This window comes from Nocardia transvalensis (assembly GCF_015477765.1).
GTDB classification, from domain to species: Bacteria; Actinomycetota; Actinomycetes; order Mycobacteriales; family Mycobacteriaceae; genus Nocardia; species Nocardia transvalensis_A.
The window spans coordinates 471,321-494,511 of the sequence record NZ_JADLQQ010000002.1 but is presented as its reverse complement, the minus strand read 5'-3'; the positions used below and the strand labels follow the sequence as shown (position 1 = coordinate 494,511).

At 67.9% G+C, this 23,191-nt stretch carries 23 protein-coding genes and 3 pseudogenes; 14 read left to right on the top strand and 12 right to left on the bottom strand.

Annotated features, from left to right (window positions below; genetic code table 11):
• Positions 1–45: 45 nt before the first annotated feature.
• Positions 46–1,182 (bottom strand): epoxide hydrolase family protein, encoded by a 1,137-nt coding sequence (locus tag IU452_RS06345; RefSeq protein WP_195107936.1) that lies wholly within the window; start codon positions 1,180–1,182, stop codon positions 46–48.
• Between the two features lie 62 nt (positions 1,183–1,244).
• On the opposite strand from IU452_RS06345, the gene IU452_RS06340 reads away from it, so the two are divergent.
• From IU452_RS06340 to IU452_RS06325, 4 genes are all read left to right on the top strand, one after another.
• Positions 1,245–2,198, top strand: coding sequence for a helix-turn-helix transcriptional regulator (locus tag IU452_RS06340; protein WP_195107935.1), 954 nt, complete (start codon positions 1,245–1,247; stop codon positions 2,196–2,198).
• A 149-nt stretch (positions 2,199–2,347) separates the two neighbouring features.
• Positions 2,348–3,169, top strand: coding sequence for an SAM-dependent methyltransferase (locus IU452_RS06335; protein ID WP_195107934.1), 822 nt, complete (start codon positions 2,348–2,350; stop codon positions 3,167–3,169).
• Positions 3,170–3,224: 55 nt separating this feature from the next.
• Positions 3,225–3,443, top strand: a complete 219-nt coding sequence (locus IU452_RS06330) for a VOC family protein (protein ID WP_195107933.1) — start codon at positions 3,225–3,227, stop codon at positions 3,441–3,443.
• An 80-nt stretch (positions 3,444–3,523) separates the two neighbouring features.
• Complete coding sequence (locus IU452_RS06325) at positions 3,524–4,354, top strand: alpha/beta hydrolase (RefSeq protein WP_195107932.1); 831 nt, start codon at positions 3,524–3,526, stop codon at positions 4,352–4,354.
• Positions 4,355–4,384: 30 nt separating this feature from the next.
• On the opposite strand, the gene IU452_RS06320 is transcribed toward IU452_RS06325, so the two are convergent.
• Complete coding sequence (locus IU452_RS06320) at positions 4,385–5,104, bottom strand: 3-keto-5-aminohexanoate cleavage protein (RefSeq protein WP_195107931.1); 720 nt, start codon at positions 5,102–5,104, stop codon at positions 4,385–4,387.
• 102 nt (positions 5,105–5,206) lie between these two features.
• Here IU452_RS06320 and IU452_RS06315 point away from each other — a divergent pair, with 102 nt between their 5' ends.
• From IU452_RS06315 to IU452_RS06305, 3 genes are read left to right on the top strand one after another with little or no spacing between them, the layout of a single operon-like run.
• Entirely contained in the window at positions 5,207–5,884 is a 678-nt protein-coding gene (locus IU452_RS06315; protein WP_195107930.1) for a TetR/AcrR family transcriptional regulator, read from the top strand.
• Between the two features lie 28 nt (positions 5,885–5,912).
• Positions 5,913–8,534, top strand: coding sequence for a PEP/pyruvate-binding domain-containing protein (locus IU452_RS06310; RefSeq protein ID WP_195107929.1), 2,622 nt, complete (start codon positions 5,913–5,915; stop codon positions 8,532–8,534).
• Positions 8,531–9,349, top strand: a complete 819-nt coding sequence (locus IU452_RS06305) for an alpha/beta hydrolase (protein ID WP_195107928.1) — start codon at positions 8,531–8,533, stop codon at positions 9,347–9,349. The genes IU452_RS06310 and IU452_RS06305 overlap by 4 nt, the downstream gene beginning before the upstream one ends.
• Here IU452_RS06305 and IU452_RS06300 read toward each other — a convergent pair.
• The 3 genes from IU452_RS06300 to IU452_RS06290 all read right to left on the bottom strand — a co-directional run bounded on the left by IU452_RS06300 (position 9,335) and on the right by IU452_RS06290 (position 11,418).
• A complete protein-coding gene (locus tag IU452_RS06300; RefSeq protein WP_195107927.1) occupies positions 9,335–9,934 on the bottom strand; it encodes a pyridoxamine 5'-phosphate oxidase family protein in 600 nt (199 codons plus the stop codon). The genes IU452_RS06305 and IU452_RS06300 overlap by 15 nt on opposite strands.
• Before the next feature lie 190 nt (positions 9,935–10,124).
• On the bottom strand, positions 10,125–11,180 hold the full coding sequence (locus IU452_RS06295; protein WP_195107926.1) for a hypothetical protein: 1,056 nt from the start codon (positions 11,178–11,180) through the stop codon (positions 10,125–10,127).
• 13 nt (positions 11,181–11,193) lie between these two features.
• The gene (locus IU452_RS06290; protein WP_195107925.1) at positions 11,194–11,418 is read right to left on the bottom strand and encodes a hypothetical protein; all 225 of its coding nucleotides are present in this window, start codon (positions 11,416–11,418) and stop codon (positions 11,194–11,196) included.
• A gap of 71 nt (positions 11,419–11,489) precedes the next feature.
• Between IU452_RS06290 and IU452_RS06285 the strand changes: the two genes are divergently transcribed.
• Positions 11,490–12,311: a cyclase family protein gene (locus tag IU452_RS06285; protein ID WP_195107924.1), complete on the top strand. Its 822-nt coding sequence runs from the start codon at positions 11,490–11,492 to the stop codon at positions 12,309–12,311.
• Positions 12,312–12,321: 10 nt separating this feature from the next.
• Here the strand turns inward: IU452_RS06285 and IU452_RS06280 are convergent, their stop codons facing one another.
• The 3 genes from IU452_RS06280 to IU452_RS06270 form a co-directional block, all read right to left on the bottom strand.
• Positions 12,322–13,872: an FAD-binding oxidoreductase gene (locus tag IU452_RS06280; protein ID WP_195107923.1), complete on the bottom strand. Its 1,551-nt coding sequence runs from the start codon at positions 13,870–13,872 to the stop codon at positions 12,322–12,324.
• Positions 13,873–14,023: 151 nt separating this feature from the next.
• Entirely contained in the window at positions 14,024–15,382 is a 1,359-nt protein-coding gene (locus IU452_RS06275; RefSeq protein ID WP_195107922.1) for a glycosyltransferase, read from the bottom strand.
• A 150-nt stretch (positions 15,383–15,532) separates the two neighbouring features.
• Complete coding sequence (locus IU452_RS06270) at positions 15,533–16,132, bottom strand: HNH endonuclease family protein (protein WP_324192467.1); 600 nt, start codon at positions 16,130–16,132, stop codon at positions 15,533–15,535.
• Positions 16,133–16,386: 254 nt separating this feature from the next.
• Between IU452_RS06270 and IU452_RS06265 the strand changes: the two genes are divergently transcribed.
• From IU452_RS06265 to IU452_RS37945, 4 genes and pseudogenes are all read left to right on the top strand, one after another.
• Positions 16,387–16,755, top strand: coding sequence for a hypothetical protein (locus IU452_RS06265; protein WP_324192466.1), 369 nt, complete (start codon positions 16,387–16,389; stop codon positions 16,753–16,755).
• A complete protein-coding gene (locus IU452_RS06260) occupies positions 16,755–17,336 on the top strand; it encodes a carboxymuconolactone decarboxylase family protein (protein ID WP_195107921.1) in 582 nt (193 codons plus the stop codon). Before IU452_RS06265 ends, IU452_RS06260 begins: the two co-directional genes overlap by 1 nt.
• Before the next feature lie 95 nt (positions 17,337–17,431).
• A pseudogene (locus tag IU452_RS39425) lies at positions 17,432–17,914 on the top strand (alpha/beta hydrolase family protein); the annotation flags it as partial.
• Between the two features lie 25 nt (positions 17,915–17,939).
• Positions 17,940–18,374, top strand: coding sequence for a hypothetical protein (locus tag IU452_RS37945; protein ID WP_228816696.1), 435 nt, complete (start codon positions 17,940–17,942; stop codon positions 18,372–18,374).
• Positions 18,375–18,385: 11 nt separating this feature from the next.
• Here IU452_RS37945 and IU452_RS06250 read toward each other — a convergent pair whose 3' ends face one another.
• Complete coding sequence (locus IU452_RS06250; RefSeq protein ID WP_324192465.1) at positions 18,386–19,300, bottom strand: DMT family transporter; 915 nt, start codon at positions 19,298–19,300, stop codon at positions 18,386–18,388.
• Positions 19,301–19,381: 81 nt separating this feature from the next.
• Between IU452_RS06250 and IU452_RS06245 the strand changes: the two are divergent.
• Positions 19,382–20,230 (top strand): annotated as a pseudogene (locus tag IU452_RS06245) (LysR family transcriptional regulator); the annotation flags it as partial.
• 29 nt (positions 20,231–20,259) lie between these two features.
• On the opposite strand, the pseudogene IU452_RS39135 reads toward IU452_RS06245, so the two are convergent.
• The 3 genes and pseudogenes from IU452_RS39135 to IU452_RS06235 all read right to left on the bottom strand — a co-directional run.
• Positions 20,260–20,358, bottom strand: a pseudogene (locus IU452_RS39135) (hypothetical protein); the annotation flags it as partial.
• Between the two features lie 80 nt (positions 20,359–20,438).
• Positions 20,439–20,909: a hypothetical protein gene (locus IU452_RS06240; RefSeq protein ID WP_195107918.1), complete on the bottom strand. Its 471-nt coding sequence runs from the start codon at positions 20,907–20,909 to the stop codon at positions 20,439–20,441.
• Between the two features lie 289 nt (positions 20,910–21,198).
• Positions 21,199–21,810 (bottom strand): DUF308 domain-containing protein, encoded by a 612-nt coding sequence (locus IU452_RS06235; RefSeq protein WP_195107917.1) that lies wholly within the window; start codon positions 21,808–21,810, stop codon positions 21,199–21,201.
• Between the two features lie 164 nt (positions 21,811–21,974).
• Here IU452_RS06235 and IU452_RS06230 point away from each other — a divergent pair, with 164 nt between their 5' ends.
• On the top strand, positions 21,975–23,111 hold the full coding sequence (locus IU452_RS06230) for a serine hydrolase domain-containing protein (RefSeq protein WP_195107916.1): 1,137 nt from the start codon (positions 21,975–21,977) through the stop codon (positions 23,109–23,111).
• Positions 23,112–23,191: the final 80 nt, after the last annotated feature.

Sequence of the window (23,191 nt, the reverse complement as noted above, 5' to 3'; positions counted from 1 at the left end):
CACCACCGTCTCGCCTCAGCGCAGCTCACCCACCACCGTCCCGCCTCAGCGCAGTTTCGCGAAGAACGCGCGCAGATCCTCGATCAGCAGATCCGGTGCCTCCATCGAGGCGAAGTGCCCGCCGCGATCGAATTCCGACCAGTGCACGACGGTGTTCTGCTTCTCGGCGATCCCTCGCACCGTCCCGCTACCGGGAAATACCGCCACCCCGGTCGGCACGCCGGAATTGGCCAGATCGGCACCCCAGGACTGGGACTCCTTGTACAGCAGCATGGAGGAGCCGACGGTGCCGGTGAACCAGAGGATGCTGATCGCGGTCAGCAACGCGTCCTTGTCCATCGCGTCCTCGGGCAGTTCCTTGGCCGGATTCATATAGGTGTGCACGACATCCACCACCCAGGCCAGCAGCCCGGCGGGCGAATCGGTGACCGCCGGTGCGAGGGTCTGCGGGCGGGTGGAGTGGATGCCCGCATAGCCGGAGGTGTCGCTGCTGCTCCAATCCTGCAGCGCCGCCAGCTTTTCCCGGTCGCTCTCGCTGTAGCCGGTGCCGTCGTCGTCCCAGGACGGGATGGTGATCGGGTCGTTGAGATGCACGCCGATCACGTGCTCGGTGTCGATGCGGCCCATTTCCGGGGCGACGAACGAGCCCGCGTCACCGCCCGCCGCGCCGTAGCGGTCGTAACCGAGCCGGGCCATCAGCTGTGCGAGTCGCGCGGCGGACCGTTCGGTCGCGGCCTCGCCGGGTGCGGTGGTGGGTCCGGAGAAACCGAAGCCGGGCAGGGTCGGGATCACCAGATGGAAGGCGTCATCGGCGTCGCCGCCGTGGGCGACCGGATCGGTGAGCGGGCCGATCATGGCGCTGAAGTCCGCGAACGGCCAGCCGTGTACCAGCACCAGCGGCCGCGCCTGCGGTTCGGCGGACCGGATGTGCGCGAAATGCAGTCGCTGCCCGTCCACTTCGGTCATGAACTGCGGGTATGCATTCAATGCACGTTCGTGGCGGCGCCAGTCGTAGCCGGTGCGCCAGTAGTCGGCCAGACCGCGCAGATAACCGGTCGGGATGCCGTAACTCCAGCCCACGTCCGGCAATTCGGCGGGCCAGCGGGTGGCGGCCAGCCGTGCCGCCAGATCGTCGAGGTCGTGCTGCGGGATGTCGATGCGGAAGGGCTCGAAATTGCTCATGCCTCGACGGTAGGACCCCCTTAGGCCAGATTGTGTCCTAAGCGGCTGGCATTCTGGATACCATGTTGGAATCCTCCGCCCGGCTGTTGCGCCTGCTGTCGCTGCTGCAGACCCCGCGCGAGTGGTCCGGCGCCGAACTGGCCGACCGGCTCGGCGTCAGTGCCCGCACCGTGCGCCGCGATATCGAAAGGCTGCGGGAGCTGGGCTATCCGGTGCACGCGATGCAGGGCACTGCCGGATATCGGCTGGCCGCCGGGGCGACGCTGCCGCCGCTGCTGCTCGACGACGAGGAGGCGCTCGCGGTCGCCGTCGGCCTGCGCACGGTGACCGGAGGCACGGTCAGCGGTATCGAGGAGGCGTCGCTGCGGGCGCTGGCCAAGCTCGAACAGGTGCTGCCGTCGCGATTGCGGCATCGCCTCACCGCGTTGCAGCGCGCGATGGTGCGAGTGGGCGGTACCGCGCCGCGCGTGGACCCCGATGTCCTCATTGCCATCGCCGACTCCTGCCACCGCCGTGAGAGGCTGCGCTTCGACTACACCGATCACCGTGGGCACGTCTCGATTCGCGACACCGAACCGTTCGCGGCGGTCAATTTCAGCCGGCACTGGTATCTGGTCGCCTGGGACGTCGATCGCGGCGACTGGCGATCCTTCCGCGTCGATCGCCTGCGCCCGCGCAGACCGACCGGTCCGCGGTTCACACCGCGCGAACTGCCCGGCGGCGATGTCGTCGCCTATCTGTCGAACCGGTTGTCCAGCGAGGCATGGTCGTGGCGCGCGACCGTGGTACTACACCGGTCCGCCGCCGAACTGGCGGAGCGGATCTGGCCCGGGATGGGTGTGCTGGAGGCCGTCGACGACGCCAGTTGCCTGCTGCACCTGGGCGCGGATTCGCCGTGGGCGCTGGTGTGGATGATCACCTCCATCGACACCGATTTCACCGTCACCGAGCCGCCCGAACTGGTCGAAGCCGTGCGCACGCTCGGGACGCGCTGTGCCGCCGCAGTTGCTTCATAAGCAATTGCATTGCGGTCGAACGCATTCCGATGGCCGCTTTCGACTGCGCTCACTCGCCGGTTGCTGGTATAACCGAAGCGCTCATCCGAGTGGGGTTCGGCTCTTACGATTGATCCGTCAACGCATCCAGCGGACAGGGGATGGTTCCAATGACCGACAGCACCACGCAGGTGGACCAGTCGAAACCGAGCATCGCCCGCGTCTACGACTATCTGCTCGGCGGCAAGGACAATTACGCCGTCGATCGGGAAATCGGCGACTTCTTCATCAAGGACCTACCCGGTTCGGTGGCTATCGCATTCGCCAACCGCCAGGCCCTGATCCGCGCCGTCGGCGATATCGCCCGCGACGGGATCCGCCAATTCATCGATATGGGCAGTGGCCTGCCGACCGCCGACAATGTGCATCAGGTCGCGCAGCGGCTCGTCCCGGACGCGCACGTCGTGTATGTCGACAACGATCCGATCGTGCTGGCCCACGGCCGGGCCCTGCTGGCAACCGATGACAACACCACCGTGATCCAGGCGGATCTGCGCAGCCCGGAGGGGATCTACGACAACCCCGAGTTGCAGCGCCTCATCGATTTCGACGAACCGATCGGACTGGTGTTCAGTGCGATCCTGCACCACCTCAACGAGGACGAGCGCCCGCGGGATCTGGTGCGCTGGTGGGTGGACCGGGTGCCGCCGGGCAGCGAGGTCTACATCTCGCACTTCCGGTCCGGACACAACGAGGAGACCCGGGCCGCCGAGCAGAAGCTGCAGGCCAGCTTCGGGCGCGGGCGCTGGCGCACCGAGGAGGAGATCCTGGCGCTGTTCGGTGACCTGGAAATCCTCGAGCCGGGCCTCGAATTGTGCTCACTGTGGCGTCCGGCGCCCGAACCCCACGACGTCAAGAAGATCGGCGTGGACAAGCGCGACCTGACCGTCTGGGAGCAGCTGATCTGCTGCGCTTTGGCCCGCAAACCGTAGCGTCGATGCCGGAGACGGCTGGCTCATTTTCAGATCGCCACCGTCCGAACTGGCCGTGCATCCCGCGGGCGGACCCGACAGCGGCCGGATCGAGCTGTATCTGATGTGCGACGACCTGCACGCCACGATCGACGAGTTGAAGGCCAAGGGCGTGCAGGTCACCGGCGACATCACCGAGGCGGGGTGGGGTCTGCTCACGACCCTGGTCGTGCCGGGTGCCGGTGAGATCGGGCTGTATCAGCCGCGCCACCGAACCGCCTACGACTTGGACTGATCCACGTCGCGGCACGCGCTGCCGATTTGCTCCTAATGCTATTAGGTGTAACCTAATAGCATTAGGAAAAGGAGGCAGCGATGAGATCCGATACCCTGCGCGTGCCGGGCGCGAACTTGTACTACGAGGTTCGAGGCACGGGCCCGCTGGTGCTGATGATTCCCGGCGGCGGCAGCGATGCCGCCAACGCCGACGGCCTGGCCGAGGTGCTGCGGCAGCATTTCACCGTGGTCGCCTACGACGTCCGCGGATATTCCCGCAGCCGCCTCGACGGTGGTCGTCCCGAACCCCAGCACGTCGCGGTGCAGAGCGAGGACGCGCTGCGGCTCATCGACCATCTGTCCGACGAACCGGCTTTCGTGGTCGGCGGTAGCAACGGCGCCATCGTGGGACTGGATCTCCTGGCCCGCCACTCCGATCGGGTGCGGCTGCTGATCGCCCACGAGCCCCCGTGTTTCGGTCTCCTGCCCGACGCAGCCGAGCATCGAGCCATGACCGAGGAGGTCGCCACGCTGGTCCGCACGCAGGGTGTGGAGGCGGCCGGGGCCCGATTCATGCGTGCCATCGGCGGAGCCATGGGCGCGACACCGGCGGCCTCGGAGTTATCCCCGCGCGCCGCCGAGATGTGGACCCGCCTGGCCGCCAACGCACCGATCATGATGGAGTACGAGCTGCGCGAATTCACCTCGTACACCCCCGACTTCGACGTCTTGAAGCGGGTATCGGACCGGTTGATCATCGCGGCCGGGCGCAACTCCCGCGGTCATCTCCCCTACCGCCCCGCCGCCGAGATCGCCGCCCGCCTGGACCTGCCGGTCACCGAATTCCCCGGCGGCCACAACGGCTCCCGCACCCACGCCGAGGAATTCGCCCAGCAACTCCTCGGACTCCTGACAACACAGCTCGCGTGAAGGTGCCCCGGCGGCCTGCGGCCGCACGATTCATCGTTCTCTGATGATCTCGCCGGCGGCGCGGACGAGAACGGCGTTGTCGCCGACCGGGTTTCCGTCAGGATCGTGTAGGACATCCTCCAACCCGATGCGCGTGTCGAGTCCGGCGGCTACGGCTACGCGCAGGACCGGCCACGCGCCGCCGTTCTCGCCGTGCAGCAGGATCGGTGCGGGGACATCGGGCCCGAGTTCGGTGAGTAGCGCGGCGGCCGTGGCCGGGGCCGTGGTGGGGTCGGTGTCCATCACCTCGGCCAGGACGCGCAGCACCCTCGAGGCCAGCGGCGAACTCCGGAAGCGTTGGGCCGCATCCGTTCCGGAGAAGATACCGGCCTCGATGTCGACGCCCCTCTCCAACAGCGCGGCTGCCACCAGTTCGGCGCCGGGCTCGTGCCAGTTCACCGATGCGTGATCGGGCAGCGCCGTCCAGGAGTACACCAGCTCCGCGCGGCGACGTGGGTCCGGCTCGGTCCATGCCCCCGTGGTCACTCCGACCGGGATGCCGGGCACCGCCGCGCGCACCCGGGTCACGACCTCCGCCACGACCGCGGGTTCGAGAGTGTCGCGCCCGCCCGAGCTCTTGGGGTGCAGGTGAATATCCTGCGCTCCGGCCTCGATCGCCGCCCGCGCCGACGTCGCGAGTTCGTTCGCCGATATCGGTAACCCCGCACAGTCGGCGCGACTTCGGGGACCGTTCGGACAGACCTGCAGCATCCCGAAATCGTAGTATCCGCCCGCACCCTTGACACCTCCTCCGAGGGCGGCGTAGCTTCGGATTTGACACGTTGTCCAATTTCGTCAAAAGGTCAAGAGCCGATGGTTGTCGATGAACGGGAACGCGCCGAGGCGATCCTGGATGCGGCCGCAGAGCTGGTGCTGCGGCTGGGCTACAACAAGCTGACGATGGGCGACGTCGCCGATGCCGTCGCCCTGCACCGGGGTCTGGTGTATCTGCAGTTCAAGTCCAAGGACGAACTGATCGAGGCCGTGGTGCGGCGGGAACTGGACCGCTACGCCGAGCTGTGGACCGAACAGCTGCAGGCGGATCCGCGCGGCGGCAGCGTGGCCAGCATCTACCGGGCGATGGCGCGGGCCTTGCAGCGGCTGCCCCTGGCGGCGGCCATCGTCGCCCGCGACGAAGCGATCCTCGGCAAATACCTGCACAAGCCGGGCACCTACCTGACCCGCATCAAACACGTTGGCACCGAACAGTTCCTGCAAACGATGCAGGAGGCGGGTGCGGTCCGCCCCGAGATCGACGCCCGCGCGGTCGCCTTCATCCTCGACGCTCTCACTCCCGCGCTACGGCGCACCTTCCCCACTCAGCGCGATCGGTCCGATGAGGCGGATCTGCCCACCACCGAGGCTGTGGTCGACGCCCTGGCCGAACTGCTCGAGCTGGGCCTGAGCCCGGTCGACGGTGCCGACCTCGCGGCCGGAAAGGCTTTGCTGCTGGCCGGACTGGCCGAGGTCCGCGCCGCCTTCTCCGCCTGATCCGACCGGCGACAGAAACGAGAACCTGATGAAACGCACTGCATCCCGGCATGATTCGTATGCGCTACCGTTGGCCGATGCGGCGGCCACGCTGGCGGTCGCGGGCGGCAAGGGCAGTTCGCTCGCCCGCCTGGCCGCCGCCGATCTGCCCGTACCTCCCGGATTTCACGTGACGACGTCCGCCTATCGACGCTTCGTCGCCGATGACGGCCTGCACGAGCGGATCCTCGCCGCTGCCCGGCAGGCCGAGCCCGACCGTCCCGAGACCTGGGACTCGGTCGCCGAGGCCATCGCGGACCTGATTGCGGCACAACCGATTCCGCAGGATGTCGCGGAGGCGGTCGAGGAGTCCTATCAACAGCTGGGGGATGTGGCCGTCGCCGTGCGCTCTTCGGCCACCGCCGAGGATCTACCGGACAATTCGTTCGCCGGCCAGCAGGAGAGCTACCTCAATATTCGTGGGGCCGAGGCGGTTCTGCAGGCGGTGAAGCGCTGCTGGGCGTCGCTGTGGACCGCGCGCGCCATCGGCTACCGCGCCCGCCACCGCATCGCCGCCGACGAGATCGCGCTGGCGGTGGTGGTGCAGCAGCTCGTGCCCGCCGAGGCGGCCGGTATCGCCTTCACCGCCGACCCGGTGACCGGCGCCCGCGACCGGGTGCTGATCAATGCGGCCTGGGGGCTGGGCGAGGCGGTCGTGGGCGGCCAGGTCACCCCCGACACCATCGTGGTGGCCAAGGACGAGGGCGCGATCGTGCGCCAGGACATCGCCGACAAGCGAACCATGACCGTGCGCACCCCCGACGGCACTCGCGAACAGGACGTGCCCGACGATCGGCGGCGCGAGCCCGCCCTGAGCGCCGGCGCTGCCCTCGAACTCGCCCGTCTCGCACTGCGTATCGAGCAGCTCTACGAGCGGCCGATGGATATCGAGTGGGCGCTGCACGACGGGCAGGTGTTCATCGTGCAGGCCCGCCCGGTCACCGCGCTGCCCGATGCCGCTCCCCCGGTGCCCGAGCTGTCGTGGGAGCTGCCCGACCCGCATGGCAAGTACGTGCGCGGCAGCGTCATGGAGTTGCTGCCCGATCCGCTGTCGCCGCTGTTCGCCACGCTCGGCATCCCGGCGTGGGAGCGCGCCACCCTCGAGCACTATCGCGAGATCGGGCTGCCCTACTTCGACGATCCGCTGGCGGTCATCAACGGGTACGGCTATTACAACGTGAACTACACGCCTGCGCTGCTGGCCCGGATGCTGGTCGCATCACCACCGTTCGTCGTGCGGACGCTGCCGCAGTCGTTCCGCACCGCGCCCGTGCGCTGGCGCGCGGCCCGGGAAAGCTACCGCAGGACGGCCTCGCACTGGCAGGCCGTCGACGTCACCGACACACCGGCCCAGCGGCTGCTGGGCGGCGTGCGGCACCTCGTCGACGAGGCCGCCGAGTACTACCTGACCATCCAGAGCGGTGTGCTGCCCGCCGCCTACACCAGCGAGTCCCTGTTCACCAAGGCCTACAACACCCTTCGCCACGGCGACGATCCGCCCGCGACGGTGTTCCTGCTGGGTTTCGACAGCAAACCGATCCGCGCCGAACAGTCGCTCTACGATCTCGCGCGCTGGGTGCGCACCCAGCCGGGCTTGGCCGAACGCCTCACCGCCCTGTCGGGCGAGGAGCGAGAGCACCTGCTGGATGTCCGCGACAGCAACACCGGATGGACGGAGTTCCAGCGGCGGCTGCGCGAGCATCTGGCCGCCTTCGGGGATATGGTTTACGACCTCGACTTCGCCAAACCTCTCCCCGGGGAAAACCCGGCGGCGCTGCTGCAGACCCTGAATTTCTTCCTCACCGACGACGCCCCCGATCCACGTGTGCGCCAACAGAATGCGGCCAAGGCGCGGGAGAAGGCGGTGCGGGTCCTCGAGCGGAAACGGCCGGGTGTGCGACGGGCGGCGGCGCTACGGCTGCTGTCCTGGGCGCAGGCCGCGGCACCGCGGCGCGAGGATGCCCTCGCCGATGTGGGTGCGGGCTGGCCCGCGGTGCGGCGGATGCTGGGCGAGATCGGGCGGCGACTGGTGAGTGCCGGGGCGATCGAGTCCTCCGATGACGTGTATTGGTTGCGGCTGCCCGAACTCGAGTCGGCGGCCCAGGCGCTGGATACCGGTGCGACACCGGGTGATTCGCACAGCGTCGTCGCCGAGCGGCGCGCTCTCTGGCAGGCACAGCGGGCCATGCCGGTGCCCCACGTGCTCCCGGTGAAGGGCGGCAACAAGATTCTGGGCATCGAATTCGCCCGCAGCGCCGAGCGTGACGCGGACGAGGCGATCACCGGCACTCCGGGAAGCCCCGGTAAGGCCACCGGCTCTGCGCGAATCATTCACGACCCCAGCGAATTCGACACCATGCGGCCGGGTGACGTCCTGATCGCGAAGATGACCACCCCGGCGTGGACACCGTTGTTCGCGCTCGCCTCGGCCGTGGTCACCGATGTCGGCGGCGCGCTCAGCCACAGCTCGATCGTTGCCCGCGAGTACCACATTCCCGCGGTCCTCGGCACCGGCGACGCGACGGCGCGGATCCAGACCGGCCAGCACGTCACCGTCGACGGCGACACCGGGGCCGTCACCGTGCTTGATCATTCCGGGAGCCTCCGATGAAACCCCTTGTCGACGACCTCATTCCGCTGTCGGCCGATGCACCCTCGCCGCTGCGCGATCCCGCACCCTACGGTCAGGTCACGGTGATCCCGGAGATCGGGCAGCACCGCGATCTGCGGGTGCTGCGCAACGTGACCCAACCCGCACTCAGCGTCCACCGCCCCGACCCGTTCCGGGCGACGGGCACCGCGATGATCGTGTGCCCGGGCGGCAGTTATATGACCCTCGTCGACGCCACCGAGCTCACCGATCGGCTTGTCGACCGAGGCATCACGGTCTTCGTACTGCGCTACCGGCTGCTGCCCACCCCCGTGCTCGACGAGGACTTCGTGGGGAAGTGGGCGGCACTGCACACCATGGACGAGATCAAGGCCCACGCCCCTGTCGCCGCCCCGGACGCGCGGCGGGCCGTGCGGGTGGTCCGAGAACGTGCCGACGAGTTCGGGATCGACCCGCATCGCATCGGGATCCTGGGCTTCTCCGGCGGTGGGCAACTCGCCCTCGCCGCCGCCACCGGTTACGACAGCGCCTCCCGGCCCGACTTCGCCGCTCCCGTCTACCCGCCCGTGTGGTTGGACTATCGGGTTCCCGCCGACGCTCCCCCGCTGTTCTTGTGCTTCGCCGCCGACGACGAGGGTGAGAATCTCGTCGCCGACAACCTTGCGCTGCACCGCAGTTGGCTGGCCGCGGGGCGGCCGGTGGAAATGCACGTCTACGAGCGTGGCCGCCACGGATTCGCGGAGGCCGAGCCGGACCTGCCCTGCCGCACGTGGCTGGATCGGCTGCTCGACTGGATGCGCTCACACGGTTTCTGATTCCGGCGCCTGGACTACCGAGGACGGCAGCGGATGATCCTGTTCCAGGCCGGGCAGGGCGTCGATGCTCGCCGCATTGTCTCCGGCGATGCGGCGAGCGAAGTCGTCGTCGGATTTCCGGGCGTGCGACTTGTCCAACACCGGGCGCTCGTCGACGAGTTCCATATACGGGACGCTGTAACCGCAGGAGTCGGCGATCCGCTCGACATCCACGACGATCACCGCCCGCACACCCGGGTGTTCGGTCCCGAAATGGTTTCGCAGTCCGGCGAATTCCGCATCGTCGGGGCGCACCACGCGACCGGTGCCCTGCAGGCGCAGAATTTTCGAATTACGGGTGAACGAGCAGAACATAATGGTGATGCGACCATTCTCCCGCAGGTGCGAAATCGTCTCGACACCGCTGCCGAACAGGTCGAGATAGGCGACCGTGTGATCGTCGAGGACGGCGAAGGTATCCCGATAACCCTTCGGCGACACGTTGACACGCCCGCCGTGTGAGGGTGCGGTCGCCACGAAGAACATCGGCTGCTCCCCGATGAATCTGCGCAGCGTATCGTCGATGTGCGGGTGGACCTTACCCATGGCGGCGCTCCTTCCGGTCGAGCTTCCCCGATCACACTAGTGCGCCGCCACACTCGATCTCTTGTCGGATTCTTCACGTTTGACGACGCGATCCGATCGGTACGGCTATCGTCGGCCACATCCCATTGACAGTCGAACAATGCGCTTCCGACACTGATGGAGGCATTCGCTGAAATAGGTAGAACCCGGGCTACCGAGGCAACGCCGACACCAGGACCGCGAGATCGGCCTGGGCGTCGGCGGCCTCGATGGCCGACAACAATGGTGCGCTATCGATCTCGTGCCAGACCGGGAGTTCGGCGAGAATACGCAACCGCTCGTCGGGTGTGGCCGCGGCCAGGGGAACGAATTCGGCCCACAGGTCGTGACTCGCGGCCGCACGGACCACGCCGGTGAGCGCTTCCTCGGTCCAGACATCGAGTGCCGCGAATTTCTCCAGCCGGTCCCCCGACATCGCCGCGGCGACCGGAATCAGTTCGGCCCAGGCGTTCTCGCGATGCGCGGCTTCGACGAGCGCGGTCATCACCTGCGGGCCCATGTCGGCGGTGGTGTCGGCGATGCGGGTGAGGGTCGGGGCGCGCAGGAACTGCAGGATGGTGAGGGTCTCCACGAAGCGGTCGGTGTCCACGGCGGCTTGGACGAGGCTGCGCAGCCGGTCGGGCGGCAACGCACCCAGGATGGTGTCGAATCGTCCGGCGACGTCGGCGACCTCGGCGTTGAAGCCGATCAGCAGCAGATCCTCGCCCGATTCGATATGCGGCAGGACCTCGAAGATCAGCTCGTCGGACGCGGCGGCGACGAACCGGGCCAGCGTCACATAGTCCTTGCGGCGCAACAGCTCCAGCATGGTCGGGATCATGGTCTCGGTCGGGAGCCCGTGCAGGATGGGTCCGGCCGCATCGGGGTCGACATACGGTGTCGCGTCGGCGAGGAACTGCGTCGGCACGTGGCCGATGAGCCCGACAGCCCGCTCGGGGGGCACCTCGGTGGCGACCATGCCCACGAACATCGGCCCGTAGAAGCGCATCGCGATGCGCACCGCCAAGGGACCGGGCACCAGCGCGCTCACCCGGGCCAGCCGCTGGAACATCGGCCGGTGCGGTGCGTCGAGTCGGCGGTGGACGTCCTTGCGGAAGGTGCGGATCGCCTCGGGCGCAGCATCTTCCAGAAACCTCAACTCGCCGGGCTCCACCAGCAGTTCCCGCGCCAATTTGATCACTTCGGCGCGCGCCTCGAGATTCGTCATCGTCGGATCCCCCCTACGAGAACAGGATGCGCCGCACCATCGGGCGCACCAGGCCCGGGACCATGGTCAGCCCCTTGTCTATCGCTCGGCTCAGTTCGCGTTCGCGGGTGTCGCGCGCATTCTCGAAGGCTTCGCACAGGAACGCATAGTGGCGGTCGTCGAGCGCGCCGAGCGCGTCCACGGCTTCTCGCCGCACCCCGGTGACCTCGCACAGCCGTGCCGCCTCGGAACTCCCCATGCGGGCAGGCTAGCCGGATTCGCGCGTCGCCGGGCCGATTCGGTGTGATCACGACGTATGCTGCAGCGGATATGTGCGCACCCCGCATCGTCCGTATGGCCCACGACAGTGCCGTCCACGCGGCACGGCTGTCGCGGCGTGGCCTGTTCGGTGCGCTCGGTGTGGTCGCCGCGGCGGTTCCGGTGGCGGCACCGGCGTCCGCGCGCAGCGGATCGGTGGTGGATCTGACCCATACCCTGAGCCCGGAGTTGCCGGTGTGGCCGGGCAATCCGCCGTTCGCGACGATTCCGGTGGGCTGGCACGCGGTCGGCGGATTCAATCGTCAGGCGCTGGCGCTCTGGGAGCACACCGGCACCCATGTGGACGCGCCGATCCACCGTGATCCCGGCGGCATCAGCGTGGACAAGCTGCCCGCGCAGGATCTGGTCGCCCCGCTGATCGTGCTCGATATCAGCGCCCGCGCCGCCTCCGACGCCGACACGATGGTGACCGTGGCCGATATCGACGCCTTCGAGGCCCGGCACGGCCGCATCCCCGAACGGGCCTTCGTGGCGATGTATTCGGGATGGGAGCGGCGGCTGGCCGCCCCGGCCGCATTCCTCAACCTCGACGCGGGTGGCACTCCGCACGCTCCCGGGTTCGCCGCGGATGCCGCGAAATTCCTTGTGACACAGCGCAATATCGTCGGTGCCGGAGTGGACACCCTGAGCCTGGACCATTCGTCGAGCCGCGACTTCGGTGCGCACACAGCATTTCTCGGCGCGGGCCGCTACGGCGTGGAGATGCTGGCCAACCTCGCGGCGGTGCCTGCGACCGGAGCCACCGTCGTGGTCGGCGCACCCAAACACTCCGGTGGCACCGGCGGCCCCTGCCGAGTGCTGGCGCTGACCTGAGTCCGGCGCCTCACGGTAGTTCGATCGACAACCGGTGACGGAATACATCATTCGGGTCCCAAGCCGCCTTCACCTGCTGCAGGCGGGGATATCCGGAGCCGTAATAGAAAGCATGCCACGGCACGGCGGAGGCGTTCCATGACGGGTCGGCGAGGTCGGGGTCGGGGTAATTGATGTAGCTGCCGCTGTTGCGATCGTCGGGCACCGGCACCCCGCCGGTGTCGGCGTAGATCTCGCGGTACATCCGTCGCGCCCAGCCGATGAAGTGGTCGTCGTCGGTGGGCAGCCGCCATGCGGCGTGGATGAGCATCTTCATGAACGAATCCCGTGCGGGCATGGCGGTGGCCCCGGGGGCGATCGCGTTGATGGCACCGCCGAACGGCAGGAACTCCAGCTGGGATTCGCCGATGACGCTCGGATCGACCATGTGCCGGTAGCAGATTCGCAGTTGCTCGCGCGTGTACGGCCGGCGCAGATAGGCCGCCTTGATCTTGACGCGCGGCGGTGTCGGCGCCTTCGCGTAGTAGGCCTGGTCGACGGTGTCGGCGTAGGACGCCCGGGTGGGTGGCTCGATCAGCGCTCCGGGCACCACGCCGTCGGTCACGGCGGCGATGAAGGAGTCCAGGCGCGCTTGTGCATCCGGCGGGTCGGCGTCGAGCAGGATCAGCATCTCCGCGAACCCGGTACCGGTGGGCCGGATGTTCAGCGGCGCATACAGTCCCGCGTACGGGTTGCCGGGATCGCGGTGGCGGGAGAAGAAGTCGAGGTAGTTGCCGAGGAAGCGGACGAACGACTCCTCGGTGGTGACGGGCAGGAACAGCCGCGCGGTGAGCATGGTGGCGGGCGGTCGGGGCAGGGCTCGGGCCGGATCGGCGCCATCGGAATCCGGTGAGCGCAACAGGAATCGGGTCACCACACCGAAGTTCCCGCCACCGCCGCCGGTGTGCGCCCACCACAGATCCCGATGCGGCCCGTCTGCGGTGGCGACAACCACCGACGTGTCGCCGCGGGCGTCCACGGTGACCATCTCGACCCCGTACAGATGGTCGGCCACCAGACCGTGCCGCCGCGACAGCGGGCCGTATCCCCCGCCGCTGATGTGCCCGCCCGCGCCGACGCCTTTACAGATTCCGGCGGGCACGGTCACGCCCCAGCGCCCCAGCGCTGTGTAGACGGCACCGAGTTCGGCTCCGGCGCCGACGGAGAACGCGCGATACTGCTCGTCCCAGCGGACGTCGTTCATCCGCCCCAGATCCACGATCACCTGTGCGCTGTCGACGAAATCATCGAAGCAGTGCCCGCCCGACCGCACCGCGATCCGCAGCCTGTCACGCACCGACCGCGCGACCGCCTCCCCCACCTCCTCGGCACCGCCGGGCACGTGCACCCGTCGCGGCTGCGCCACGAACCGCCGGTTGTACCCGCGCAACGTCAGCATCGAATAGTCCGACTCCCCCGGATTCACCACCCGTGCATCGGCCTGCGCGACCGGACTTCCCCCCGACGCCGCCGCAGCACCCAGCGCCGCTGCGGCGATGAACCCTCGACGTGTCAGCGACATCGACATCCCTCTGAAACGGCGGCTGCGTTGAAGATCGACACAGGGACAGTAACCGCAATTCATCCCACCCCGTGGCATCGGTCACGCCGGGCGTGGCTTCGCGCCGGGCCGATCCGACCACCGATGGAGATGGTGACGCACCATCGTCCGATTACCGAAGCTCCCCGCCGGACGCTCGGGTCGCGTCGGGCATCGTGAATTCCTCGCTATCGGACGCGGTGATGACCGGCGCGCTGCGGGGCGGCCGAAATCCCACGGTGCCCGAACCCGCATGCGCCGGGCGGGCGACCGGCACCCGGACCAGGTGCTGTTCCAGCAGATCCGCACCGCGGGTGACCCCACCGGCCGCGGCGAATCCGGCCGCCACACGAGCCGCGCCGGGACGGCAGGCCATGGCCGCCTCCACACCGGCGTGCAGCCGCTGCGGTGTCAGTTTGTTCTTCGACACCCATACACCGGCCTCGTTGCCGACCACGCGGCGCGCCACCTCGTACTGGTCGCGCCCGAACGGGACCACGCACACCGGAACACCGGCCGCCAAGGCCTTCTGCGTAATGCCCATCCCGCCGTGCGAGACCACGACCGCGGCCCGGTCCAGCAGCAGATGGTGCGGGAGGAACCGTTCGACGCGTGCATTCGGTGGCACCCGGAAGGTCGACGGATCGATCGCCCCCGAGGTGACGACCGTGTAGAGCTTGCTGCGGACGAGCGCATCCATGGCGACCTGGGCCAGCATGCCGTCGTTGTGGAATTCGTTCGAGCATGTGACGAGCGCGAGCGGCCGATCGATCGCGTCCAGCCAGTCCGGTCGCGGTGCCGTCGGCGCCCAGAGGCCCGGGCCGATCTGCCGTATCGAGTCCGGCCAGTCCCGGCGCACGTCATCGAACGGCGGCGCGGTGAAATTGAGCTGGAGTGGCGGCTGCCGGAAGTAGTCGACGGTGTGGCGGAGCGGAGAGAGCCCGTACCAGACCCGCATCCGATTCAACTCCGGCAGGACCTCATCCCAGTAGTGGTCGATCACGCACTGCAGTGCGCTGTCGCGGAGCCGGCCGAGCGGACCCCGGATGGGAACGAGTCCGGGACCGTAGGGCGGCACGCCGCGCGACGGGAGCGGCAACAACATCGGCGCCCACGACGCCCACGGCAGGCCGCTGGCGGCGGCATAGATCTGCGCGCCCGGGGCGGACACGTCGATGAGCAGGGCGTCCGGGTCCTCCGCCGCAATTGCCGCCTGCAGGGCCTCGACCTCGTCGGTCATCCGTCCGACGAGTGTCCGCACGGCCGCCCGCAGACGTGTGACCCGACCCCTCGCATCCCAATCGTCGAGCTCGGCCTCCGCCAGCGCGGGCGGGAGGGGTCGCACGGCGATACCGGGCGGCAGGCTGCCCTCGGCACCCGGCAGGGTCACCGCCGTGATCTGGTGCCCACGCGCCGCCAACTCGGCCAGGACGGGGGTAATCGGATAAAGGTGCCCTTCGGCGGGAGAGGTGAATGCCAGAATCTTCGCCATACCTCAGGCTAACTTGTAGCAAACAAAATGGAGGGGATTGGCGGCGATATGTTACGGCCATGAGATCCCATTTCGAAGATATAGGGCTCTCAATTCAAATAACTGGCAAATTGCTAGTTGCCGGATCCGGCAAAGGCATCGGCTGAGCCCTCAGCAGTTCCGCAGCACCGTCGAGAGGGCATCCTTCTCGGTTCGCTGGAGGGTGAGATGCCACGCCGACTTCACCGCGACCCACATCTGCGCATAGGTACACCGATAGGCGAGGTTGGGCGGAAGCCATTGCGACGGGTCCTGATCGCCCTTCTGCCGATTGGACGACGCGGTAACCGCGATCAGCTGCGGACCGGCCAGATCGTTGGCGAACTTCTCACGCTGGGCGGTGCCCCATTCGCGCGCACCCGACCGCCATGCCTCGGCAAGCGGGACAACATGATCGATGTCGACGCCGGAGGGATCGGTCACCGTCTTGTTGTCGTAGGGAGAGTGCCAGGTGCCGGTGGTGGGGCGGCATTGCGCATCGACCTTCACGCCGGTGCCGTCGCGTTGCAGCACGGTTTCGCGGGTGTCGCAGTCACCGGATGTCGTGCTCCAGTGAGGGAATTTCTCCCTCGAGTAGCCGCTCATCGTGCCTTCTCCGGAGACCGTGAGGGCCTGCAACATGCCGCGTGCGGCCTCGGCGGTCGGAATCCCCGGCGGCTCGCCTCGCGCCGCCCCGGGCAACATCAGGGCTGCCACGACAGAGGCAGACACCACCACAGCACGGCCAGCGGTCCGGAACCGTTGCATACACGCTCCATCGGCTCGAGCAGTCGGACGCCAAAGTTAAACGCCGACAACGAAAACCAGATGGACGTACGGTAACGTCCTGCGAACAAGCCGGAAACCCCTACCGCACCGGCGGTCCCGGTACCTTCGCTCGTCCGGAGTAATCGGCTATTGCGCAAGCGTTTTCACCGTATCGCCGAGTTCGGCACGGTCTGCTCGGTCGCGCGCCTATTGTGTACGTGACCGAGCAGACAGCCGGGCTGGCGAGGGCGGAGGGTGCCGTGCCGGATGAGGACAGCAAGCGTGCAGCGTTTCGAGCGTTGGTGGATCGCGTTTTGAGCGGTGGGGGCAAGACATCTCGGGAGCAGCGAGCGCATGCCTTCGACAACGCCGGTCTGCCCCCTCCCCTGGATACGCTGATCGACAAGGTTGCCACCCGGCCGACGCAGGTCACCGACGCGGACTTCGCGGCGGCCAAGGCATCGGGCTTCAGCGAGGACCAGATCTTCGAGCTGGTGGTATGCGCAGCGGTCGGCGAGTCCGCCCGGCTGTACGACGCGGGACTGGCGGCCCTGGCCGAGGCAACCGCCGGCACGGAGGACGTGTAATGCGACTCGAGATCCTCAACCGCGGCTACAGCCCCGGGACCAAGTTGCTGTTCGCGCTCATTCGGATGTTCTCCGGGCAGCCGGTCCCGGACGCCGCCAAGCTGGTCTTCTACCGCCCCGGCTTCTACGGCACTCGGGCGAAGAGGTTCACCCACGAGGCGATGCGCGGTCCTTCCGCCTGGTCGGTGGCCGACCGAGAACTGATGGCGGCCTTCGTGTCGAAGGTGAACGAGTGCGCGTTCTGCATCGGTGCACACACTGCCGCCGCGGGCCAGGCTTACCAGGACAGCACGAAAGTACAAGCGGTGCTGGCCGACCTGGAATCGGCACCCATCGAGGACGGGCTGCGAGCAACGCTACGGCTGCTCGGCAAGCTGACCCGCGAGGGAAAGGTGGGCGCCGAGGACATGCGGGACGTGCTGTCGGCAGGCGTCTCACGCCAGCAGATCGAGGACGCACTGGCCGTGTGCACCGCGTTCAACACGACCGACCGTCTCGCCGACGTATTCGGCTTCGAGCTGCTGAGCCCGGAGAGCTTCGAGGCAGGAGCCAAGTACCTGCTCAAACGGGGTTACCGATAGCAGCCTGTTCGGTCACTGGTACCCCTGGTCGACTTGAGTGTGTATACGTATACTTGTGTGCGCCTTGATCTTCAGTGGGGAGTTAGGGGGGCGAAATGGCGACGCCAGCGCGCGCACAAGCGCTCACCATTACGACCGACGATGGGATCCCCATCGCCGGAACGCTCGTGCTGCCAGAAGGCGAAGGGCCACATCCGGCCGTCATGCTGCTCTGCCCCGGCCGGACCGACCGCGACGGCAACCGCGGTGCGGCCCGGATCGCGCTCGGCCAGGCGCTTGCCTCGGCTCTCGCGGCGCGAGGGATCGCCAGCTACCGGTACGATCGCCGCGGCGCCGGGCAGACCCCGGGCACCTGGCACGCCGGTTTCTTCCAGCATCGCCACGATGCGGCCGTGGTACTGCAAACGCTCTCCGGGCGGCCCGAATTCGGCCCTGTCGGCGTCGTCGGCTACAGCGAAGGCGCCCTGCACGCGGCCTGGCTCGCGGCTCACGCCGGTGCCGCGGTCGCAGTCCTGCTCGGTTGTGCGGCGCAGACGGGCGAGGGTGCCTTCTCGTATTGGGCAGCCGGTCTGACTCCCGACGAAATCCCTTGGCCGGTGCGCATTGCGCTCCGGCTGTTCCATCGAACCCCCCCGCGAGCAGATCGAGCGCCTGTTCGCCCAGCACAAGGCTCACCCGAACCGGCGGATCTACGGGATACGGCCCTCGGGCTGGCTGCGCGAGTACCTGGCCTACGACCCGAAACCCGACCTCGCCGCGATTCGTTCGCCCGTTCTCGCCATCACCGGCGACAAGGACCGCCAGATCGATCCGGCCGACCTCGACACCATCGCACGGATCGTCCCGGGCCCGACCGAAATCTGCCGGATGCCCGATCTCACCCACCTTCTACGCCGGGAGCCAGGCCCCGCGACCCTGCGTACCTACCGTGCGCAATACAGCCGCCCGGTGGATGCCGAATTGATCGACCACATCGCAACCTGGGCCGCCACCCATCTATCCAGCGCGCCACCGCCCATCGAACGGGTGCGTCAGTGACGGTGGAGGATCTAGGGGCGGCGGCGCGAGATTGCTACTCCCACAAGGCAAATTGTGCCGCCGATGAGTGCCCAGGCTGTCGGTATCTCGCCGAGCAGCAGCCAGGACAGTAGGACCGAGACCGCGGGCACGGCGTAGCTCGAGGTGGTGAGGCGGCCTGCGTCGGTGCGGCGTAGCGCATAGGACCAGGCGGTGAAACCTATTGCGGTGGGGAACACTCCGAGATAGACCCCCTCGGCGATGATGCGCGCCGGAGCGGCCGAGAGTTCGCTGATCAGCTGGGGCGTCCACGGCAGCAGGACGACTGTGGCAATGACGCAGCCGAGCCAAATGGCGGTGAGGGCATCGACGTGGCGCAGCGCGGCCTTCTGGATAAGCACACCGGCGGCGTACAGCACGGCGGCCAGCAGGCACAGGGCCACTCCGATGCCGTCACGATGTCCGGTGGCGCCCAACGCAATTGCGGCGACACCGGCCAGCGACACCAGCACCCCGACGAGCAATGCGGGTGGCAGTGCCTCGCGCAGCAGGGCCGCGGCCCCGATGGCGACCAGCAGCGGAGCAAGATTGACCAGCAGCGCGGCCGTGCCGGCGTCCACGTGCCGCTCGGCAGCGTTCAGCGCGACGGTGTAGCCGGCCAGCCACAGCACGGCATAGCCGATGATCAACAGCCACGGCACGCGAGACCGCGGTACTCGGCTCCCTCCGCGATGTCTGAGACCGACCAGGATCGTCAGCGTCACGGCTGCCACCGCGAGCCGCAACAGTGCCATCGGCGCCGCCGACAGTGCCGGTCCTATATCGCGAATCGCAACGAACGCCGAGGCCCACAGCACGACCGCGACCACAACCGCTGCGACAGAAGGAAGGTCGACGCTCGGTGTCGTCGAACGGGCGAGTTCTGCAGGACGAGATTCGGTGACCACCCGACCATCCTGAGCATCCGGAAGGAACAGAACAAGCGAACGATCAAGCACATTCGTTAAGCACTGCTGTACAGTTTCGGCATGCTCGATGTCACCCGGCTCCGACTGCTTCGGACAGTCATCGCGACCGGATCGATCCGAGCGAGCGCCTCGGCACTCGGCTACACCCCTTCGGCGGCAAGCCAACAGCTGGCGGCCCTGCAGCGCGAGACCGGCCTGCAGCTGGTCGAGCGGGTCGGCCGAGGCATCGCCCCCACCGCCGCCGGACACGCCCTCGCCGCCGCATCCGAGGCGCTGTTCGAGGAGCTCGCCCGCCTCGACGGGGTCGTCGACGACCTGCGCGCGGGCCGGGTCGGCAGCCTGTCCCTCGGCTATATCTCATCGGTGGGCGCGCTGTGGCTGCCGCCGATCGTCGACGCGCTGCGCACCGAATTTCCCGATCTGCGACTGGAATTGCGGACCATCGAAGTCGGCGAGGGACGCCACGATATCGAGATCTTCACCGAGGAACCCGCCGCGAGCCGATCGCCGACCGTATCGGTGCACCGGCTCGCCGCCGACCCTTATGTCGTCGCGGTCCGCGCCGACGATCCGATCGCCCGGCGCACCGAGATCCCCCTCGCCGCCCTCGGCGACCGGGCCTGGATCGACAACGAGCACCACGACGGGTCGTGCCGGCAGATCACCCTCGATGCCTGCACCCGGGCAGGCATCGTCCCGCGCTTCCAGGTCCAGGCACCGGACTATCACACCGCACTCTCGCTCGTCGCCACGGGCATCGGAATCACGGTTTTACCCCGGATCGCCGCCGCGCACCTGCCCGCCGGTCTGGTCGCGGTCGCACTGACCGACCCGACCCCCGTCCGGCATATCGGCATCGCCATCCGAAATTCCATGGCGCAGAACCCCGCCGCCCGCCGCGCCGCCGAATTGTTCGCCACCGTCGCCCGCGCGCGGACTCAGCCGACGGCAGCGCCGAACCACTCGGGCAATCGGCCGAGCAGCTCCTGCTGATCTTCACCGACCCACGCCACGTAGCCGTCCGGCCGCAACAGCAGGGTCGTTCTGGTTAGGAACCACACCAATAACGCGTGCGCGCAGCCGATTTGGAAGCGCCCATCGTGCGGACAAAGCCCGCTCACATATCCGGCGGTAATCTAGGGCCGGTTGCCAGGTCCGCGATCAGACAGTTGTAGGCATCGCTGATACGCGCGATCCAGAACGCGTCCTGATGCCGGTTGCTGTCGAGGTAGTTCAGCCACAGCTCGGCCATCCTGGAGATGACCATCCCGACGGTTTCGGCGTGCCATACACCCGAGACGCGTCGACGTCCCTGGAGGATTCGTGCCACTGTTCGATCGATCGTCGCCGCAAGAGCCGTAAGCTCGCCCTCGGTGGCCACCAAATCTCGGACCGCAGCCCGAAATTGGTTGCCGGACACCAGATCCGGCTGGCGCATCAGCTGGATTGCCGCACTCCGTTTGCGATGCAGCGGAATCATCGCGGACGAAGCGCCCGTCAGGTCCGCAGACGCCGACACCGCGGTATCTCCCCGAAAAGCGCGCTGCAACTGCTCGGCATTCGGAAACAGCAGCCGTTCATCGAGCATGCGAATCCATCCTCACCGCGGCTTGGTCGTGGAGGGAACGACGCAGCCGGCCTCGACCAGCGCTTGGAGCGCTGCGGCCTTGCACGGGCATCTCGCTGCCCGGCAGGCGACATGCAGTTGCATGACACGATGCGCCTGTTCGATCGCGAACGGGCGCGGTGGCGCCTGGTGAGCTTCCTCTCGCCCGCGATACCAGGGCCGGGTGGGCAGCCACTCGCTCAGCAGTTCCAGTTTGGTCGGCGCAGGGTGGTGTGGTGTACGACAGCCATGCCTCGACCCTAGGGCGATCTCAGGTGCTGCGCCCCGGTTGCGACCGCAGCAGCCCGTGCACGCCCACCTGCTCCCCCACGGTGGGACGGCCGATGTGGGCCGCGGTGCGAATGTCGAGCAGGCCCAACAGAATCAGGCACACACCCACCAGCACCGACAGTGCGGCGATGGTTTCGATCGGCCACACGATGACCACCAGTCCGATGATCAGCGTGAGCAGACCGACGACCTCGAGACGGCTGGTGCCGGGGAGATCGTCCGACCACACCGCGACGATGGCCTGCACGATGCCGTGGATCGCCCAGCCCATCCCGACCCACAGCGCCAGCAGCGGCACCCAGTCCCCGCTCTGCATGCACCACAGTGCCAGCAGCACGGTCAGCATCGCGGTGACGACTTCGAGGATTCGCAGCCCGCGCCGGATCGGGGCGCGGAAGGCGACCAGCAGCTGCCACAGCGCCGTCAGCAACAGGCACAGGCCGAACAACAACCCGCTGACCCGCACCGATTTATCCGGCCAGGCCGTGATGACCACGCCGAGCACCACCGAGGCGCAGCCGATCGCGAACGCCGCCTGCCACGCGTCACCGGCGAACATGTCGGTGCGCCCGGCAACACGAAGTGTGGGCATAGCACAATGATATGACCCAAACGGTCGATTGCTGAGCATTTGCGGACAAATGATGCCAAATCGGGCGCCGCAGCGGGTACTGACTCCGATCGATGCCCGAATAGGGGTTGTTCTCAGGGTTGTGCCGGATGTGCTGTGCGCGTTGGCCTTTCTAGTGTCGACGAATGCGCCTGACACCGTTGCTGCTCGGCTCGGCGGTCCTGGTGCTGGCCGGATGTTCCGGCAGCACCACGGCACCCCCTTCCACGCCGCCACCTACCGATCGGGTCCAGGCCGTCCGCGGTGACCTCGACGGGCTGATCCGCGCCGGTGGTGTGGGCGCGGTCGCCACGCTTACCGATCACGGCCGCACGGTGACCCTGAGTGCGGGCACCGCCGATACCGCCGGCGCCCCGATCCCCACCGATGTGCCACAGCACGTGCGGGTCGGCAGCATCACCAAGACATTCACCGCCGCGATGGTGCTGCAACTCGTCGCGGAGGGAAAGATCGCTCTGGACGAGCCGGTCGAGACCTACCTGCCCGGCGTGCTCGCCGGAGACGGGGTGGACGGCCGCGCGATCACCGTGCGTCAGGTCCTGCAGCATCGCAGCGGACTGCCGGAGCTGACCGAGGTTCCGGAGATCGATGAGTACCGGGCCGCGCAGACAGGGCGGACATTCACGCCCGAGGAAGAGATTGCTGCAGCATTGCGCCTTCCCGCGAAATTCGCACCCGGAACGCGGTTCGAATACACCAACACCAATTACATCGTCGCGGGAATGCTGGTCGAACGGGTCACCGGTCGCCCGTATGCCGAACAGTTGCGCGAGCGCATACTCGCGCCCTTGGGACTGCCGGACACGATAATGCCGGGGCCGGGCGAGCTCGGGATACGCGAGCCGTACCTGCACGGGTACGCCGCCATCGACGGCGTGCGTACCGACGTCTCGCGCGTCGAGCCGTCGGTTCCGTGGGCCGCCGGGGCGCTGGTGTCGACCGGCGCGGATCTGAACCGCTTCTATGCGGCGCTGGTGGACGGGAAAGTCGTAGCACCCGAACAGCTTCGGCAGATGCTCACCGGCGTGCCCATCGATGACGCCGCAACGCTGTCCTACGGGCTGGGTGTCGGCTACGCCCAATTGCCCTGCGGTGCCCGCTATGTCGGCCACAACGGCGGCATCTACGGATATCTCACGTTTTCCGGCGCCACGGCCGAGGGGCGCGCGGTGACCGTCTCGGTGACCGGACTGCCCGAAAGTGCGGCCACCTCCGGCGGAATCGACTCGATGGCAATGCTCGCGCACGCCTTGTGCCAGTAACGGCGCGGGGCTGGCGCGCGGCCGGAGGTTCGCCTATCGTATTAGAACGTACGCTCACTATCGCTGGCCGCAGCGGCGCG

Coding starts and splice junctions, on each gene's coding strand:
- IU452_RS06345 (WP_195107936.1), bottom strand. CDS start 1,182: ATGAGCAATTTCGAGCCCTTCCGCATCGACATCCCGCAGCACGACCTC.
- IU452_RS06340 (WP_195107935.1), top strand. CDS start 1,245: ATGTTGGAATCCTCCGCCCGGCTGTTGCGCCTGCTGTCGCTGCTGCAG.
- IU452_RS06335 (WP_195107934.1), top strand. CDS start 2,348: ATGACCGACAGCACCACGCAGGTGGACCAGTCGAAACCGAGCATCGCC.
- IU452_RS06325 (WP_195107932.1), top strand. CDS start 3,524: ATGAGATCCGATACCCTGCGCGTGCCGGGCGCGAACTTGTACTACGAG.
- IU452_RS06320 (WP_195107931.1), bottom strand. CDS start 5,104: ATGCTGCAGGTCTGTCCGAACGGTCCCCGAAGTCGCGCCGACTGTGCG.
- IU452_RS06315 (WP_195107930.1), top strand. CDS start 5,207: ATGGTTGTCGATGAACGGGAACGCGCCGAGGCGATCCTGGATGCGGCC.
- IU452_RS06310 (WP_195107929.1), top strand. CDS start 5,913: ATGAAACGCACTGCATCCCGGCATGATTCGTATGCGCTACCGTTGGCC.
- IU452_RS06305 (WP_195107928.1), top strand. CDS start 8,531: ATGAAACCCCTTGTCGACGACCTCATTCCGCTGTCGGCCGATGCACCC.
- IU452_RS06300 (WP_195107927.1), bottom strand. CDS start 9,934: ATGGGTAAGGTCCACCCGCACATCGACGATACGCTGCGCAGATTCATC.
- IU452_RS06295 (WP_195107926.1), bottom strand. CDS start 11,180: ATGACGAATCTCGAGGCGCGCGCCGAAGTGATCAAATTGGCGCGGGAA.
- IU452_RS06290 (WP_195107925.1), bottom strand. CDS start 11,418: ATGGGGAGTTCCGAGGCGGCACGGCTGTGCGAGGTCACCGGGGTGCGG.
- IU452_RS06285 (WP_195107924.1), top strand. CDS start 11,490: ATGTGCGCACCCCGCATCGTCCGTATGGCCCACGACAGTGCCGTCCAC.
- IU452_RS06280 (WP_195107923.1), bottom strand. CDS start 13,872: ATGTCGCTGACACGTCGAGGGTTCATCGCCGCAGCGGCGCTGGGTGCT.
- IU452_RS06275 (WP_195107922.1), bottom strand. CDS start 15,382: ATGGCGAAGATTCTGGCATTCACCTCTCCCGCCGAAGGGCACCTTTAT.
- IU452_RS06260 (WP_195107921.1), top strand. CDS start 16,755: ATGCGACTCGAGATCCTCAACCGCGGCTACAGCCCCGGGACCAAGTTG.
- IU452_RS06240 (WP_195107918.1), bottom strand. CDS start 20,909: ATGCTCGATGAACGGCTGCTGTTTCCGAATGCCGAGCAGTTGCAGCGC.
- IU452_RS06235 (WP_195107917.1), bottom strand. CDS start 21,810: ATGCCCACACTTCGTGTTGCCGGGCGCACCGACATGTTCGCCGGTGAC.
- IU452_RS06230 (WP_195107916.1), top strand. CDS start 21,975: ATGCGCCTGACACCGTTGCTGCTCGGCTCGGCGGTCCTGGTGCTGGCC.